Origin of the sequence: Nocardia africana NBRC 100379 (assembly GCF_001612635.1) — a bacterium.
Lineage (GTDB): Bacteria > Actinomycetota > Actinomycetes > Mycobacteriales > Mycobacteriaceae > Nocardia > Nocardia africana.
Map to the genome: position 1 here is coordinate 1 of NZ_BDAV01000037.1, position 16,038 is coordinate 16,038.

Genomic DNA, 16,038 nt, shown 5'->3' on the forward strand with positions numbered 1-16,038 from the left:
GACAGCCTCGCCTTCGGTACCGGCCGCCCGACAACACAGATCAACCACGACCGCCACTCGTGATGTCCGGCACGCTCCACCGCGGCGACCCGACGTGCCCGATCTGTCGAGGTGACACGTGCCCACGACGCTGCAGGGCTCACGGCCCACCTCTGACACGCTCTCGCCCACACCTACGGAAAGGTCGCAATGCCTCCTCCTCCCACCTCACAGTCACCACGCACGCCCGCCGACAAAATCCAGCCCACCGACGACGAACTCCGACTGGTCCGGGCACTCGGCGCCCAACACGCCCCCGAAGACACCGTCTTGCGGCTACTTCGGGCAGGTCGACTCGGATTTCGCATCGGCGAACAAATCCGCCTGATCAAGCGCCCCGGCGCCGGATCCATCGCCAGCGATCGACAATCCTCGCCGGAGCGCTGGATCACCCAAGCCACCATCGACGTCATCCGCCACATCGGACGGGCGTGCTACCCCAGCCAGACCATCGATCTCCTCGAACCGGTCTGGTGGGACCCCAAGGTGGCCCGCTGGGTCGACCACTGGGACCACAACGCACCACCGCCATCAGCAAAGATGAGCATCACCGTCGCGCACCCCACCGGACACATACAACGCAGCGTCGGCAGCGCGAACTACCACGAGCACGCCCGGCATGACGACAACGGCCGCCCCGTCGGCGAATGGGACCGACGCCCCGCCCGCCTGCTGGCCGACCACGCCGAATTCATCGCCTGGTCCCGCACAATTCCCAACGTCTTCGCCGGCTTCGAACTTCTGGATGATGCCTCCATGCCGACCATCACCGGCTACGCCGACAACGAAACCGAAGCGCCGCGCACCGACTCCACGCTCTCCGCGCTGCGCAACCGTGACACCGTGGCCGACACCGCCCTGGCCGCAGTGAGAGACCAGGCATCGACCCTGCAACAGCACCTCGACACCCAATTCCCGGATTCCCGCGACGCCATGGCATGGGTGTCAGGAGAAGCCGGGCGGGACGTAGCAGCCATCGGCGACCTCGAACCCACCGAGATCGCCCGAATACTCGCTGCGGCACAGACTAATTCCGCACAGCTGGCCGCGGCATGAGCTGCTCGAGCCGGGCACGCGCCGAGCTCGCGAGATCTCGGCGCAACCCCTGACTACCTGCGGCAGCGGCCGCCCTCAGCGTGGCCGGGTCACAACCTCGAACGCGGATCCCGTCGCTGGTCTGCTCTGGCCCCGGCCATCGCGTAAACCATTGGCAGCTTGCGGGAGAGGAGCCGTCGGCGCCGGCGTTGACGAATCGACGCCGGGCGCATCGCCGGGAGACCGCGCCAGATCGTGCCGTTTTCCGTTCTCCTCGGCGGTGCGCTGTGAGGGACTGGGTAGGCGTGCCTTCGCGGTCTTCGGTGCAGGCGAGGAGGCCGAGTCCGTGGCGGGGCGCACCATTTTCAGCAGATGCCGGACCTCTGTGACCGAGATCTGCAACTGCTCGGCCACCTCGTCGACGCTGCTTACCTCGGCCCGAATCGCTGCGGCGGCCAGTGCTTGTTTGCGCTGTTCGCCAGCGATGGTCTCCTTTTCCTGACCATGGGCTTGGGCGATCTGTTCGTTCAACGCCGCCACCTTGTCGGCAGTAGCGAGTTTCGCTTCTTCGATTGCCCCGAACGCGGTGGTGAAGGCCTCGTAGGCGGCCTCGATCCGCTTTTGCCGTTCCCTCTGCGCTGCGCGTTGTTCGTTGCGGCGCTCTTGGCGCGCCTTGAGCTGTTGTGCAACAGCTGGCGAGCGTCGCCGGCTCCCCGCACGGCGAACCGTCGCGTGGTCATCACCCATGGTGGTCTCCTGACTGAGCAGATCGTCAAGTTCTGTCAGTCCCCTAGTCACAGAGTAACCGGGCGCCGGCCCGTCTCTGGCACCGCGCACCTCAACAAACTCATCCACTGAGCGGGCCGGGCTGCGCTCGCGATCCGCGGCCCGGCCCGCTCGCATACCCCTGTCATGGCGATCGAATTCCGTCAGGAGATGTACATGGCCGCGCCCGTGATAACTGCACTGCCCGAACAGGATCGGGTGCCTCTTCCACCGGATCTGGCGGAGCAACATCGACTCGCCCTGACCGTTCCGTGCCCGTACTGCTTGGCTCTCCCTGGCCACCGCTGCCACCGCCTCGACGGCTCATCCGCGCGGTATGTCGAGCTGCGCCTGCTGCATGAAGTCCGCAACGTGCTCGCGCAGCGCGCGACGGCAACCGTCAGCACTGCGGACATCGCGAACACCCGTCCTCGCACGGACGCCGCACACCGCCGCCGTCGCCAGTCCCGGCCTGCCGCCGCGGGTACACGTCCGTTGCTGTATCTCGACATCGACGGCCCGCTCAACCCCTGGGCCGCCGCAGCACACGAGCTCGAAAACTCCCGACGCTTCCTACTTGCCGGACGCACAGGACCACCGGGAAACCGCCACTCAGGCCGCACGACTCAGTTGTGGCTCAACTCCTCCCACGGTCGCCAGTTGTTCGCGCTGACCGAAATCTACGACATCGTGTGGGCCTCACAGTGGTTCGACAGAGCCAACGCATGCATCCGCCCGCTCCTCGGGCTGCCCCGATTCCCCGTTCTCCACTGGGATCCCGCTGGCGACGACATCTTGGCCAAGGCCCGCGCGCTGGTCGACCACGCCGGGCGCCGCCCCTTCGTATGGGTCGATTCCCGTATCGATCCCGCGCACGCCCACTACCTCAACAACGCGCACACCGCGCCCGCCTACCTGTACCGAATCGACCCCCGACGCGGCCTCCGAACCAGCGACTTCGTGACCCTGCACGCCGCCGCGGTCAACCTCACCAGCGAGCAGCGCCCCGCTCACTGGCCCACCGAACCACTGCTGGCACCCGTACTACCCGCTGCTCAGGCACCGTCCGGTATCGCAGCGGAACTCCCGGTCCACACCCCCGCTGCGGCACCAGTCGGTGCCGGCCACGCACTGGCCTGACACGAGCGCGCCGACCTGATCGGCTGGCGTCCCGTCATGTTGGAGTCCGAATGAAAAAAACCATCCTGCTGCAATGGGATGAATACACCCGCCATAGTGCCGTTCTGAAGGTCCCCCACGATTTCGACCTCTCCGCGGACAACGACCACCTCTACCGGACCGCAGTGCCGGAAATCAGCGACGACTCCACCACCTACGACGCTGGCGAGTATCTGTCCTTCACTGCACGCGAGATCGGCTACCGGGCGAATGCCGAACCCATGTTCTTCGAACCAAACTCCCCCACCGCCCTCACACCCCCCTCGGCCGGCTCGGCCGAACCTCCAATCGTCATGCTCCCCAACAGCGCCCTCGGCGCCGCCATGGCGCGCACGAGCGCTGACGTGTCCTTGGTCCTGCCTGACGGCCCTTCCTGTGTCGGCATCGAAGTCGCGATCGACAGCGCAGCGGGCATCACAGACTTCATGACCGCGCTCGCGGAGGTCAGCGGCTTCTCCTTCGAGGACTTGACCAGAGACGGATACCTGGACAACGACGACCCCGAATCCGATCCGGACCGCGCAGACGGGCCGCCGACCCAGTTCTACTACTTCCCACAGATACTGCTCGTAGACGACAGCGACGCACCGAACCATTGACTCGCACAGCGACTCTCGTCTCGCCGTCAGCTCACAGCCAGCACAGCAACTTGTACCCGGTCGCCGCCAACATGAGGGTGTAGCCCGGTCATCTCGCGGCAAGCGACCGTGGTCGCTTTCACATCGTCACAGCGAGCCACCCGCCGCGCCCGGCCGGTGTCCGTCTTCGCCGGATTCGTCTCTCGCACTGAATCTTTTGCTGCTATCGGAAAGGCGAGCATGATCGCTCATCCACCTGCATTCGTCGGTCTCCATACTCCTCGCCGCCCGCAGTCATACTGTGTGCCGATCGCCGACAGCACGGTGCCGATATGACCAGCTCCGCCGCTACGCGGACGCTGCCGTGTCGCGGGATCTGGCTGGGATCTGACTACCTCGACGACGTCTTCGACCCCGACTCCTTGATCGCAGATGCCCGCACTCACCTGACGACGGCAGGCATCAGTTTCGACACGCTGGTCGGCACAGGGTTGTCCGGCGCGCTGATCATTCCGATCCTCGCGTTCGAGTTCGGCGTCGACTACGCGCTCGTGCGAACAGTGGGTGATTCCAGCCATGCCCGGACCCGGGTCGAGGGATTCCTCGGCAACAGTTGGCTGTTCGTCGACGACCATATCCACACCGGCCGCACCTTCCGCTACGTACACCGCACCATCACCGACGAAGCCCACAGCGCCGGACATGTCACCAGCCTCGCCGGCAGCTACTGCTACCAGCGCGCCCTCCGCGGCCGGGAACCGGTGATGGCCGCGACCACCCTCTACCGCCATCACCTGCTGGCATCGAAGCACCTGCCACGCGACCGCGCGGCTTACGCGATCACCACCGACATTCGCCGCGCTCGCCGCGACCGTTGACCCGTCTCGCGCGGCGCGTGGCGGGCAGCGCAAACCGCTGCGGTCGTTCCTGTCCCGCTGAACTGGAGCCGTGTCATGTGTTACTACCGATCGGTCGTTGTCGCCGACCCTGAAACCGCGACGTTCCGGCTCGCGGTCGTCTACGACCACCAGCGCGCCATCGTGGAGCAGGCAATCGATGACGACCAGGCCGACACTATCGACGCAACCCTCACCGCACTGGGATTCCGCATCGTCGGCGACAGCGGTCTCGGCTTGGCAGTCGGCGAACGGATCGTCACCCGCGACTCGCCACACAACTGGTTCGACCCAGGCACCGGCGAATGGTCGACCACTCCACCCAGATAGCGCGGCGGACCAGCGCTGCTCCCGCCGACCGTGGAACTACCAGAGAAAGAAGTCGATGAGCTCCGACACACCACCCACAAACGATCCGAACGCATCCGACGCCGCGGCAACAGCCGTCGATATCTTGGCTCGTCGCGCCAGTTCGGCCGAGGAGTTCTTTCCCGACGACCTGGCCGGCCGCGAAGCTTTCACTCAGCGCTGCAAGCGTGCAAGCACGCTTGCCGCCCTCGCCGATCGCGTCCTGCACGCGCACTGGCAGAGAATCGACCGCAGCCGCGCAACAGCGCTCTCGATCGGCGACGCAGTGAGCGAGGAGCCGCGCAGCGTGCAGGAAGAGCTCGTCGCCGAATGGGCCTGGGCCCACGCCGAATTCAGCAATCCCGACTTCGCTGAGGAAATGGACTTCCAGCTCATGGCTCGGGTCGGCATCGACAGCACATCCGTCCTCCGCAGCGCGCCGCGCGACAGCGCGGCGAACACGGCCGCAAAGGGCTCGGTCGCTGAAAGTGATTGACGGTGTGGATTTCAGATCGATGGCAGCACACCAACGTCCGCACCGCCTATCGTGACGCTGACCGACTCACCTACGGGGCGATCGTCGAAATCGATGGCGTCGCAGTGCTTGTCAAACAGTTGTACTGGCGCGCTGAAGCCAACCACCTGGTCGTGTTCGCGCCGTGGCCGACGGGCGGCTCCCTGACACCGAGCGTCCACAAACTTGCCGAGCTCGTGCGCGCAGGCTTGCTGCAGGAGCGCGCGCTACGCCACGGAAACGCCACTGTGAACCGTCATGTCTGGGTCGGCGATCCCATCGCCGCCCTGAAACTGCTGATCCCCGAACCCGCGACCAGCCTATGGCATCTGCCCGACGGCAACAACAACTTTCGGCTTCCCGGCAGCGAAGATCACCAAGCTCCGCCGGTGAACGATCCCCGTAGTCCCGGCCGTCAGGCGGCAGGGGCGGAAAGAGAGGACACTTGACCACAGCTCCCGAACCACCCGGCGCGCACACCGACCAGGGCCGCCGCGAGCACCAACAGGACGCATACTGCTACAGCCAATTCGACGTCCCAACCCGCACCTTGATCGCGGTTGCCGACGGCCTTGGATCGGACGTGATCGCCGACGCTGCCGTGAACCTGGCCATCCGGATCGCGGACGAAGTAGACCCCGACAGCCCAGGCTTCATCATCGACCTCACCCGTGCCGTTCTGCCCGAGATGGCCCGCTACGCCGCCGACGACAGCCGAGCAGCCAGCCACCTGCGCACCTTCGGCGACAGCACAATGTCACGCCCCGCCGACACTGCGCTGATCGTCGCGACCGTCACCGACTTCGGTGAGGTGCATGTGGCTTGGCTCGGAGACTGCCGCGCCTACCTACTCACCGTGGGCGGACAGCTGATCCAGCTCACCGACGATCACAACAGGGCGGCCTCCGGTCGCCCTGACATCATCTCCCGAACGCGGGGACGGCCCACGGGCCACACGCCCCAGTCGTCCTGGCACTCCATCACCGACCTGGACCGCGCGAAGCGATTGCTGGTGTGCACCGACGGCGTGCACGGCGCACTCGCCCCCGGCGGGGACGGTCGCGCGTTCGGCCAGACCGTGATCCCGGGTGGCCCGGACGAACGCCGACACGAGGCAATCCGGCAGATCCTGCAAACCGTCCCGGATCCGGGGCAGGCCGCGATCCAGCTGGTAAACGACGCCGTGCACGCCAGCGGAGCCGACGCCGACAACGCGACGGCCGTCGTCCTCGACATCCCCGAAGAAACTCTGTAGCAGAGCTTCACCTGTGCGGCCGTGGGCGAACGAGATCCGTCAGGTTCTCGCCCAGCGCGCCGGGCTCGACACTCGCGCAGCCCGCGCTCGTCCCCCTTCCGCTGTTCTCAGGACCGGATCCGCCCTTCACGAGCCTTCCCGCTCTTCGACCGCACCTGGTCGACGCCCGTGCCGACATCCGTCTGCACGCGGACACGCTCTCCGCTCACTCTCTCATCGAAATGGAGTCACCATCATGGACATTCTCCTCGTCGCCGCCGTGACCCTTGCCGATCCCTCGACCGGCTCGGCGAACCTGGAACGACCCGCACCTCTGATCCTGCGAGCCCCCGACACGTTCAAGGCGATCCCCCAGATCTGGTACCTGCCCGACAACCGCCCCGACACAGTGGCATCCGCCACTGCCTACGGATAAACCGACCGCGGGCACTGCAGGAACTCACCCCAGCTGCAGTGCCCACCCGCGGTTCGGACGCAGATCGGGGTCCCCGGGCAGACGACGTCGATATCGCCGCTGACGGGGTCGACGGCGTGAACTGTTACGCCGAAACCTGTTGCGGCGGAATCGGATGCATCGACGCGGATGTCGCCGAGGAAGGCATCTGCAGACCGTCGAGAACATTGACGGCAGAGGGAAGCTCCGCTGCCGGCTGATCGATCAGCGCGTTCTGGTCCACACCGCCCGTTGTTCACCCCTCGACCATCCCCGGTTCCCGGATTCGTGTCGTTCCCGTCAGCAGCGGCCTTCCGTACGCCGCGCTCGCGCGGTACGCGACGAGTCGCTACGCCAGTGAGGCCCTGTGCACCAATGGATTTCAGGAGTGGCATGCCTGTCAACGTGATCGACCGGTTCGAAGACCAGCACCGGTACCTGTCCAACTTCAGTGACTTTCCAGCCGCCTATCGCGACCGCTGGTATCCGACCGCCGAACACGCCTTCGCGGCGGCGAAAACTACCGATCCGCAATGGATTGCACGTATCGCCGACGCACCCTCGCCCGGCGCAGCCAAACAGCTGGGGCGCCGCGTCCCGCTGCGCCCTGATTGGGAAACCATCAAGACCCAGGTCATGCGTGAGGTGGTCGCGAGCAAGTTCGCTCGCACGCCGGCGTTGGCCGACCGGTTGCGCGCCACTGGTGACACGTTGTTGGTGGAGGGCAACACGTGGGGCGACAAATTCTGGGGCCGTGTCCCCAACTCGGGGACTCGGACCCTGGTGGGGCGCAACATGCTCGGTCGCACCCTCATGGCAGTGCGGTCCGAATTGCATGGCCATCCTGCGACGCGGTGGCCCCGCGCGGCGCTCACCGGGCACCGCGAAAAGCTCATCGCCCCCGAGGTACGAGACTGGCTGAACAGCGAACTGCGGAGACTGGCCGTGAAGCTGCGTGATGACCATCAGACTCACACGGGGAACAGTGGGCTGGCCACCGGTTCGGATACCTGGTGGGCAGGCGCGGTCCTCGATGCCAGGTTGGCGCTGTGGGCCTACCAGCCGTTCCCGCAACAGGCCGACCCATGGACCCAGACCCCGCGCCACGAACATGCCCGCCTGCGGGATCGAGCCGAACGGCTGGTCGTCGTCGGCGATCGATACTCCAACGGCAACTTCGACCTTCGCAACGAATTGCTGATCGGCGACGCCAACGTCGTTGTGGCAGTGCGTGACCCGGCCATCACGCGAGGCGGGACAGTGTCCGCACTTCGCAACTACTGCATCGGCATGCCCGTCATCACGATTAACGTCCGTACCCGCCGCACGACCATCAGCACAGCCTTCCGTCCGCACCCCTGACCCCGATCCGGATCGCCTCAGGGGCAGCCGAGGAGGCGATCCGGCACCGGCTAGCGGAGCACGTCGATGCGGCCCGTCTATCAGTTCAGAACACACTCCGGGCGGCTCCCGATACCGACGCGATCACGCTGCGTCACAGACGCGCCGATTACCTGTATCTCTCCCGCCCCGATGTCATGTCTATCCAGGACAGGAACCCACTTGCTGCACAATCGAACTCCTTTCAGCTGTCGTATCATCCGCCTGAGCCCGTTGAGTCCATTGCTGTATGCGGTTCCGGCTGCCGTCGTCTGGGCGCATCATCAGGCGGCGGTGGTGATCATCGCCGCCATGCTGCCTGGGCTCGTGATCGCGGTGATGTGCCATCTGGTCTGCTACGACCACCGGCGACGCCGCTGCGACGAAGGCTGTCAACAACCGCCGTTGCGTCCCGAAGGCCCAACTTCACGCGATCGCGTCATCGGCAAGCGTCTGCACCGCGCCGATGCGACGCTGTCCGCAGCGTTTAAGAGTCTGGTTGCGACTTACGCGGTCACCGCAATCGTCTTGATTCCCCTCGGCGAGATCGCCCTCCCGACCATCATCGCGCTAACAGTCCCCGCCGCGGCCGTCGCGCATCTCTGGATCGGGATCCGCCACAACCGCTCGTGGTGTCCCTACTGCCGCTCCGCCCCTGGGGGTCTGCCCCACAGGTCACGGCGTAACCAGCCCCGGCCGCCCGACGGGGACGCGGCCGGCGGGAAGCCCGCACCCGACCACCAGTCATCGCGGTCTCCAGTGTGCCGCTTCGCCCGCTGCCCACCCGTCTCCCAATTGATCTACAGAGTTGCGGACCAACCCGCCAGGATCCTCAGATCCGAAGTGAGCCCTGCTCAACCCTCATCATGACCCAGATCATGGACTTCCGCCCGGCCGAGGACTTACTCAGCCTGGCGGCCAGGTTACTCGAAAGGTATTGATATGGCTGGCGATACGGTCATCACCGTAATCGGAAATCTGACTGCCGACCCGGAGCTTCGGTTCACTCCGGCCGGGGCCGCCGTCGCCAATTTCACCGTCGCCTCCACCCCGCGAGTGTTCGACCGCACCGCTAACGAGTGGAAGGACGCCGAAGCGTTGTTCTTGCGCTGCAACATCTGGCGTGAAGCTGCCGAGAACGTCGCGGAATCGCTGGTACGCGGATCGCGGGTGATCGTCTCTGGAAGGCTCAAGCAGCGCTCCTACGAGACCCGCGATGGTGAGAAGCGCACCGTGGTGGAACTTGAGGTCGACGAGGTCGGTCCGTCGCTGCGATACGCCACCGCCAAAGTAACCAAAGTCAGCCGCAACTCCAATGCTGTCGGTAATGGTAACGCACTTGTCGGCGCAACAACAGGACCGGCAGCCGCCTCCGACGATCCATGGGGCAGTGGCGGATCCTCCGGTTTCGGCGACGATCCCGTCTTCTGAGCAAGCCCCGCCGAACTCGTGCGGGCTTTCTCGTCGATGTCCCGGTCAGAGTACACTGCCAGACGTCACGGTTCTTCTGTCAGGTCGAAGACGGTGGCGTTGTCGACAGTCCTGGCCGGGAACCGCCTAAACCGCGGTGGGACTTCGGTCCTCTATCGACACGATGTGCCCGGCCGCGCGCCGGGCACACTCATTTTCTCTGCGCGACAACCACTCGCGTTTCCGCATACCTCCCGTGCTCCAGGGAGGGTGAGCGCGCCACCAGCGTCCCCGCCGCCCGGCCGCCACACTCCAGCTCAGCGCGAGTCCATGGACCACAGCGTCCGCCACAGTCGCTGAACTCACCCGCTCCGCCTCCGCCGTCGGCACACCGGCTGTTAATTGCCCGCTGCTTCTTCGCTTCGGGCATGGGCGGGCGGTGGCTTTTTCGTCTGTCCTGCACAAACTTTCGTCGAAGGGAATGTTGATGTTGATGTTCAAGAAGGTCGGGCCGGACACGTACGAGGCGGGATTCCCAGTGGATTGGGCTCTGGGATTTCGGCCGTGGACGCCGCAGACCAGATCGTTCGCGGTGATCCATAGCGCCGGGACGGAGTTTCAGCTGTATGTCCACGACAAGGGACCCGAGCATCGGCCGGTGGCGTTCGAGGCATTGGCCGACGCCGAACGCGCGGCCAGCCTTGTCGCCGAGATGCCGACACGAGAATTCGCGCTCCTGCGAACACTCGCGGGCAACCACATCGCGAAAAATTTCGACATGCCGCATCCGGCCGCCCAGAAGCTCGCTCAGAATATGCGGTCGGCCATGGTGGCTCGATACGCTTTGCGGCACAGCCTGCTCGAAGCGGTGCGTGCACGGCCCGCTCTTCGCGTCGCCTCTCGGGGCCCGCGCGTGGCGTTGTGCCGGTGACCTAACCGCGGCCGAGCCGCGATGAAGACTCCCGCCGGTGCCCCTCGCTGGCGGTGAGGCCCGCGGCACCGGGGAAACCCCTCCCCCTTCCCCGGTGCTGTCGGTGCACAGACCACACACCTGGTTGTGGTCACAACTGCGGTCCGCGTGTGGCCGGGTTGTGAGGTGGTTGCGTGGGTCGGGCTGTCCGGCTGGCCGGGTGACCAGCCCGATCGAGGGCTACCGGGTGGGAGGCCGCCACGCGTCCGGGCCCGCGCCCGGGCGGACACGAATTTCCGGGCGCGGCGACCACATACCAAGGTTCCGTTCGCGGGTCAGCGCGGAAATTCGACGACGAATTTCCGGGCGCGGCGTCCCAACGCACGCGCGGTTCGCGGTGTCAGCGCGGGAAATTCGCCGCCGCCCTTTTCGGCGCGTTCCCTCCCGCGTGTCGTCCTCCCACCCGGTTTGACGCCCGCGGGCTGGTCACCCGGCCAGCCGGCCATCCCGTCGGAAGCGGCCACTTCCGTCGGGATGGCGTTTCGCTGATCCCGTATAACAGGAGAACTCCCGTGAATGACCTGACTTCACGTAACCTGCTCGCCGACGCACCACAGGCGAATCTCTTCCTCGAAGCCCTCGCGGGGATCGACAAGATGCTGCCGGGCGATATCGACCGTGCGGTGGAAAAGCTCACCCACGCACTGGCATTCGCCTATCCCGATGACCGGCATGTGTGTGACGTGCTGGTGCGCAACGTCACCAACCTGCCGTTCGACAAGGCGCTCGGCGCGCTCGCGCGCTATGCGAAAGCCCATCCCGAACACGAACAGCAGATTGTCTGCTGCACCCCCGAGACCGATCCGCGCCTGCACTACAACGAAATTCTCCCGGATCTGGGCTTCACGACCGGGCTCGAAACGCACGAGATGCCGCGCCCATCGCTGCGGTCCGCCTACCGGCGGCCGCGCGACACCGCGGTACCGAAACGAACCACCTCGCAGCGGATGGACACCCCTGAGGGCATGACCGTGAGCGGGAGCGCCCGCGCGAGCACCATCGTCCTGCGGCTTCTGCACCGCCGGGGCGTCATGAAGGCCCGCGACCTCGTCCGCCTGATGAACCACACGGTGCTGGGCTCCCATATCGCTGTTCCCTACTCCCACACCGCCGTCGCGCTGCGCCGCCTCGTGGTTGACCAGCGCCTCGTGTACCGGCCCGAGGGTTCCGCCCAGCTCGCGCTCACCGACCGCGGCCGCGCCGTCATCAGTGCTCGGACCGCTGCCGAGCCGCAGATCGTCACCGAGTACTTCCAGCTTTCGTTGTTCCGCGATTGGCAAGCCGAGCTGGACCGCGCGCGCCGCCTCGGCAACACACAGTGGGAATTCAGGCTGACCACCGAGCGGCCCATTCGTCACGATCAGGCCGCCATCCGAGCGGCACGGGAGATGATCCGCCCGTTGCTGGCTGCGGCCGAGGCTGCGGCGGCCGCGCGTGACGAACGCCGCCGCACCGACCCGATGTGGCGAGCGCACGTGAGCAGCCTTGCCCCGGTCGAACAGCAGGCTGAGTTCTGGGATCGCGTGTATCTGGGCTATGTCACTGAACAGATCGACCGCGATGCGGTCTCTGCCGCCCAGCGGCCTTGGCGGGCTCGCGAGGTCCGGTTGGCCGACGCCGCGCAGGCGGCCAGGCAGGCGTTCCAGAGTCAGAACATCCGTTACACCCGTGCGGGCGAAAAGGACCACAGCGCGCCGATCAGCCGGGAGTTGGTGGGCGAAATCGCATCTCAGGTCGCCGAATCGGAATTCGACGCGCGGCCCCGTCCGGTCGAAGACGATTCCACGACACGAGCGTCGATGCGGACCGGGATCTGGATCAGCACCGACTTCCGTGACGCGCCCGAGCACCGCGGCGACGGTATCGAGGTCGACTACAGCAAAGCCGCGAAAACACCCGTGCGTGGATGGCGTTGCGTGTTTTGCTTCATCGAACGCGCCAGCTGCGACGCCATGCGGCCTGACGGGCGCAGCGATGACGGGTTGTGCGAGAGTTGCCGCGAGGACGGCCGTCCCGGAATCCCGGCCCTGCCCGAGGGATTCACCTACGCCGACGTGGTCGCCGCGCACTGCCGATTCCTGACGACCGAGTACCCCGCCGTCGCGGAGGCGCTGCTGCGCGATCGGCTGCAGCGGGCGGAGAAGAACTCTCCGACTGCTCGAGCTATCGAGGCGTTTACCGCCGGAGGCCCGGCGCTGCCCGATCGTTTCTCCCACGCCGAGATGGTCGCAGCGCACTGCCACTTCCTGCTCACCGAGTATCCGAGCCAGGCGCACGGTGCGCTGCGCAGTCACCGTCGCCACGCCGGGAAGGACTCCGTCACCGGCCGCGCCATCACCGCGTTCCTGGCCGAGCGCCCCGACGGACCCGGCGATACGGGGATCGCGGCCACGCTGGAAGGGTTTAGTCACGCTGACGTGGTCACCGCGCACTGTCACTTCCTGGCGATCGAATTCCCGAGCCAGGCACGGGCGATGTTGCGCAGCCAGTGGCTCCGCGCGGGGAAGGACTCCCCGACCGCCCGCGCGATCGCCGCGTTCATGGCCGAGCACCCCGACCTGCCCGACCACCGCGCACGCCGGGATGCACAGGCCACGGCCGGACTGGCGACGCCGCGGCGGCGCGCTCAGGGCGCGCCGGTGATCGGCAAGGGCGTTCGTCGTGACCGCTGCAAAGGCTGCCACCAGAACGCCAGCGTCGACGACAGCGACTACTGCATCAGCTGCCGCGTGAGCCTCGGCCACATCCAGACAGCACCGAAGCGCCGCCGGCGCGTCGCCTGACCCGTCCCCCGCTGTTTCCGCGCCGGGCCGCTCGCACCGAGCGGCCCGGCGCTCGTCATTCCACCACCAGGAGAGACCGCATGCTCTTCCGAATCGGCCGCGCGCACGTATCCCGTGGACAGCGCGGGCAGGTGCTCGTTCAGATCTTCCTCAACACAACCGCGCCAGGGGCCGGATTCCAGCCCCGCCACGTCCTGTCGCTGGCCTACACGTATCACGAACTAGCCGTCGGTGTCACACCACTGAACGGCGCTGCCGATGCGTTCGACAAGCCTGTGCTCGATCGAGTGTTTCTGTTGTTCAACGGCATCCACACCGACCGCCACAGCCGCGACTACTTCGCCGCAGGAAACCGGTCACTGTCCCCTGGGGACGTCGTCGCGATCGACGGCCGCTGCTACGCCTGCACCGACACGGCCTGGCAGGCACTGCACGCCCCGCTTCACACCAGGGTGCTGACCGCCGAGGGCCGCCCACCCTCCCGCCTGCGTTCCTGACACAGCCGCCAGCTCCCAGACCTTCCGGGTCTGGGAGCTGGCGAGTGTGCCGGACATGCGCACACATCCAAAGCCGCGACCCTGCCGCCGTAAGGGAGATTCACATGACTCACGCCACCGAAACCAACCGCGAAACCGTCGCCGATCTCCACGATGAAATCAGCATCCTCGTCGCTCGCGTGTACGCCTGGGCGGAGGCCAACGACGAGTGGGGCGAGGCCGAGGACGCGCTCCGGGCCCTCGGCCTCGAGAGTTATTGGCCCCGTGCGCCTCGCAGTTACACCGTCGACCTGTCCGAACTACGTGCCGCGATTCCCGATACCGCAGAGATCGTTCTCGACGACGAGTTCTCCGCGTGGACTGTGGGCAGCGAGGTCAACGGCGTAGTCGCACCGGTCACCAACTCCTTTCTCGACAAGATCCGCGATGGATTCATCAATCCAGAAGCCGTGGAGGCACATTCCGACAGAGTCGACGTGCCCGCTGTGTTCGCTCGCTGGGGCGACCTCAACACTGCCTACCCCACAGCGGGTCGGGCAGAGGTCGAGGACTACCGGCGTCGGACCATGAAGACCGTCCTCCGATACGGCGAGTCGCGCGACCTGTGCCGCAAGCTCGAACGGTGTATCCGGGCAATCGGGCTCGGTGACTATCTACCGCCCGACGAGGCGACGGCAGTCGTCGACATTCCGCGCAGTCTCACCCAGGTCGAGTTCCGGATGTCACTGAACCGGGCCGGTGAGATCAGCCGCGATTCCTTCCTCGAGCTGCTGGCCCGATCTTTGGCCCTGCGCATCGCCGACAACATCACGATGCCGCCGGAAGTCACCGACTGAGCCACCTCCGCGCGGCCTGTTCGCGGCCGCGGCCTCGCGTCTTACTGACACAGCCGCCAGCTCCCAGAATCTCGCGCGTCTGGGGGCTGGCGAGTGTGCCCGATACGCGCGCGCATTACCGCACCACAGCGGGTCAACCACAACAAAGGAGAATTTATGACCGACACCGGCGTTGCCGAGACCACCACCCCTGCTGTCCCCGATCTCGATACCGAAAAGCAGATCCTCGTCGCGCGCATCCATAAATGGGCACATCGACGCGGCTACGAGGACCGTGCCGAAATCGTCCTCAACGATATCGGACTGGGCAGCATGTTGCCCGGCGGACCTCAGCCCTACACCTTGGACCTGTCCGCACTCCGCGACGCGATCCCGACCGAGCTCGACTTGCAGCTGCGTGACCACCAGAGGGGCCCCGGTTCCCTCGCAGTCCGCGTCGAGAGCTTCATTTCGGACCAGCTCACCTCGTTCAACAACAAGCTCTACCGCAGCGAACTCACCGCGAAAGAGGTTGCAGAGCAGTCGGCGAGCGTCGACGTCACCGCGGTGCTCGATGAATGGGGAGCCACTACCAGCCCGTACCCGCCGGCGGGTACCGAGGAGATCGAGCAGTTCCGCCACCGCACCATCAAAGCCGTCCTCAAGGTCGGCAACGACCGTGGCTATTGCGGTGTCCTGGAAGACGCAATCCAGGAGATCGGGCTCATGGACTACCTCCCGGCCCGAGAAAAGGACATGGACATCGAGATCCCCGCCGACCTGGGCCGGATCTCGGTCACGCTGGAGTTGGACCGCCTCGGGCAGATGACCCGGAGCGAGTTCATTCGTACTGTGGCGCTGGAAATCTCGAATCGTATCGCCGACAAGGCCGATCTGCTGCCGCCGGACCTGATCAGCGATCCGGTCGAAAATTCCGGCCTGTAGAAGCCGCACACCTGCTTGCGCGGGGAAGCACCTTCTTCCCCGCGCAGCGGGCGCAGCCCTCTTTCTCACGTCCGAAAACGTTCCGTATTTCTCTGCGTTCCAAGCGCGTCCTCCAGTACATCGATCCTCTGCCGCCTCCTCCTTCTCCTTTACTTTTCCGCGTTTTTCCGTTCACACCTCTTGCATCCAAGGTAAC

17 protein-coding genes are annotated in these 16,038 nt (G+C 66.0%); 16 read left to right on the forward strand and 1 reads right to left on the reverse strand.

Annotation, left to right across the window (positions count from 1 at the left end):
* Nucleotides 1-189 precede the first annotated feature (189 nt).
* Nucleotides 190-1,095, forward strand: coding sequence for a hypothetical protein (locus NA3_RS34595; protein ID WP_062969058.1), 906 nt, complete (start codon nt 190-192; stop codon nt 1,093-1,095).
* Between the two features lie 75 nt (nt 1,096-1,170).
* On the opposite strand, the gene NA3_RS37460 is transcribed toward NA3_RS34595, so the two are convergent.
* Entirely contained in the window at nt 1,171-1,821 is a 651-nt protein-coding gene (locus NA3_RS37460) for a hypothetical protein (RefSeq protein WP_128145656.1), read from the reverse strand.
* A 165-nt stretch (nt 1,822-1,986) separates the two neighbouring features.
* Between NA3_RS37460 and NA3_RS34605 the strand changes: the two genes are divergently transcribed.
* From NA3_RS34605 to NA3_RS34675, 15 genes are all read left to right on the forward strand, one after another.
* On the forward strand, nt 1,987-2,979 hold the full coding sequence (locus NA3_RS34605; protein ID WP_062969062.1) for an HAD domain-containing protein: 993 nt from the start codon (nt 1,987-1,989) through the stop codon (nt 2,977-2,979).
* 50 nt (nt 2,980-3,029) lie between these two features.
* Complete coding sequence (locus tag NA3_RS34610) at nt 3,030-3,617, forward strand: hypothetical protein (protein WP_062969063.1); 588 nt, start codon at nt 3,030-3,032, stop codon at nt 3,615-3,617.
* Between the two features lie 311 nt (nt 3,618-3,928).
* The gene (locus NA3_RS34615; RefSeq protein WP_062969065.1) at nt 3,929-4,474 is read left to right on the forward strand and encodes a hypothetical protein; all 546 of its coding nucleotides are present in this window, start codon (nt 3,929-3,931) and stop codon (nt 4,472-4,474) included.
* Nucleotides 4,475-4,549: 75 nt separating this feature from the next.
* A complete protein-coding gene (locus NA3_RS34620; RefSeq protein ID WP_062969067.1) occupies nt 4,550-4,822 on the forward strand; it encodes a hypothetical protein in 273 nt (90 codons plus the stop codon).
* Between the two features lie 55 nt (nt 4,823-4,877).
* Nucleotides 4,878-5,336 carry a hypothetical protein gene (locus NA3_RS34625; protein ID WP_062969069.1) on the forward strand — a complete coding sequence of 153 codons (459 nt, stop codon included), beginning with the start codon at nt 4,878-4,880 and terminating at the stop codon, nt 5,334-5,336.
* Complete coding sequence (locus NA3_RS34630) at nt 5,333-5,803, forward strand: hypothetical protein (protein WP_128145657.1); 471 nt, start codon at nt 5,333-5,335, stop codon at nt 5,801-5,803. The genes NA3_RS34625 and NA3_RS34630 overlap by 4 nt, the downstream gene beginning before the upstream one ends.
* Nucleotides 5,800-6,609 (forward strand): PP2C family protein-serine/threonine phosphatase, encoded by an 810-nt coding sequence (locus tag NA3_RS34635; protein WP_062969073.1) that lies wholly within the window; start codon nt 5,800-5,802, stop codon nt 6,607-6,609. The genes NA3_RS34630 and NA3_RS34635 overlap by 4 nt, the downstream gene beginning before the upstream one ends.
* A gap of 235 nt (nt 6,610-6,844) precedes the next feature.
* Entirely contained in the window at nt 6,845-7,024 is a 180-nt protein-coding gene (locus tag NA3_RS34640) for a hypothetical protein (RefSeq protein WP_062969075.1), read from the forward strand.
* Between the two features lie 423 nt (nt 7,025-7,447).
* Nucleotides 7,448-8,404 carry a riboflavin biosynthesis intermediates N-glycosidase gene (gene ybiA, locus NA3_RS36525; protein ID WP_167355092.1) on the forward strand — a complete coding sequence of 319 codons (957 nt, stop codon included), beginning with the start codon at nt 7,448-7,450 and terminating at the stop codon, nt 8,402-8,404.
* Nucleotides 8,405-9,364: 960 nt separating this feature from the next.
* A complete protein-coding gene (locus tag NA3_RS34650) occupies nt 9,365-9,853 on the forward strand; it encodes a single-stranded DNA-binding protein (RefSeq protein WP_062969079.1) in 489 nt (162 codons plus the stop codon).
* Between the two features lie 466 nt (nt 9,854-10,319).
* On the forward strand, nt 10,320-10,763 hold the full coding sequence (locus NA3_RS34655) for a hypothetical protein (protein ID WP_128145660.1): 444 nt from the start codon (nt 10,320-10,322) through the stop codon (nt 10,761-10,763).
* A gap of 551 nt (nt 10,764-11,314) precedes the next feature.
* A complete protein-coding gene (locus tag NA3_RS34660) occupies nt 11,315-13,585 on the forward strand; it encodes a hypothetical protein (RefSeq protein WP_062969081.1) in 2,271 nt (756 codons plus the stop codon).
* An 80-nt stretch (nt 13,586-13,665) separates the two neighbouring features.
* Nucleotides 13,666-14,082, forward strand: coding sequence for a hypothetical protein (locus tag NA3_RS34665; protein WP_062969082.1), 417 nt, complete (start codon nt 13,666-13,668; stop codon nt 14,080-14,082).
* Between the two features lie 104 nt (nt 14,083-14,186).
* Nucleotides 14,187-14,918, forward strand: a complete 732-nt coding sequence (locus NA3_RS34670; protein ID WP_062969083.1) for a hypothetical protein — start codon at nt 14,187-14,189, stop codon at nt 14,916-14,918.
* Nucleotides 14,919-15,074: 156 nt separating this feature from the next.
* Nucleotides 15,075-15,842 carry a hypothetical protein gene (locus NA3_RS34675; protein WP_062969085.1) on the forward strand — a complete coding sequence of 256 codons (768 nt, stop codon included), beginning with the start codon at nt 15,075-15,077 and terminating at the stop codon, nt 15,840-15,842.
* The last annotated feature ends 196 nt before the right edge of the window (nt 15,843-16,038 follow it).

Excerpts from the sequence above, each read along its gene's own strand:
- NA3_RS34595 (WP_062969058.1), top strand. The coding sequence starts at position 190 with ATGCCTCCTCCTCCCACCTCACAGTCACCACGCACGCCCGCCGACAAA.
- NA3_RS37460 (WP_128145656.1), bottom strand. The coding sequence starts at position 1,821 with ATGGGTGATGACCACGCGACGGTTCGCCGTGCGGGGAGCCGGCGACGC.
- NA3_RS34605 (WP_062969062.1), top strand. The coding sequence starts at position 1,987 with ATGGCGATCGAATTCCGTCAGGAGATGTACATGGCCGCGCCCGTGATA.
- NA3_RS34610 (WP_062969063.1), top strand. The coding sequence starts at position 3,030 with ATGAAAAAAACCATCCTGCTGCAATGGGATGAATACACCCGCCATAGT.
- NA3_RS34615 (WP_062969065.1), top strand. The coding sequence starts at position 3,929 with ATGACCAGCTCCGCCGCTACGCGGACGCTGCCGTGTCGCGGGATCTGG.
- NA3_RS34620 (WP_062969067.1), top strand. The coding sequence starts at position 4,550 with ATGTGTTACTACCGATCGGTCGTTGTCGCCGACCCTGAAACCGCGACG.
- NA3_RS34625 (WP_062969069.1), top strand. The coding sequence starts at position 4,878 with ATGAGCTCCGACACACCACCCACAAACGATCCGAACGCATCCGACGCC.
- NA3_RS34640 (WP_062969075.1), top strand. The coding sequence starts at position 6,845 with ATGGACATTCTCCTCGTCGCCGCCGTGACCCTTGCCGATCCCTCGACC.
- NA3_RS34650 (WP_062969079.1), top strand. The coding sequence starts at position 9,365 with ATGGCTGGCGATACGGTCATCACCGTAATCGGAAATCTGACTGCCGAC.
- NA3_RS34655 (WP_128145660.1), top strand. The coding sequence starts at position 10,320 with ATGTTGATGTTCAAGAAGGTCGGGCCGGACACGTACGAGGCGGGATTC.
- NA3_RS34665 (WP_062969082.1), top strand. The coding sequence starts at position 13,666 with ATGCTCTTCCGAATCGGCCGCGCGCACGTATCCCGTGGACAGCGCGGG.
- NA3_RS34670 (WP_062969083.1), top strand. The coding sequence starts at position 14,187 with ATGACTCACGCCACCGAAACCAACCGCGAAACCGTCGCCGATCTCCAC.
- NA3_RS34675 (WP_062969085.1), top strand. The coding sequence starts at position 15,075 with ATGACCGACACCGGCGTTGCCGAGACCACCACCCCTGCTGTCCCCGAT.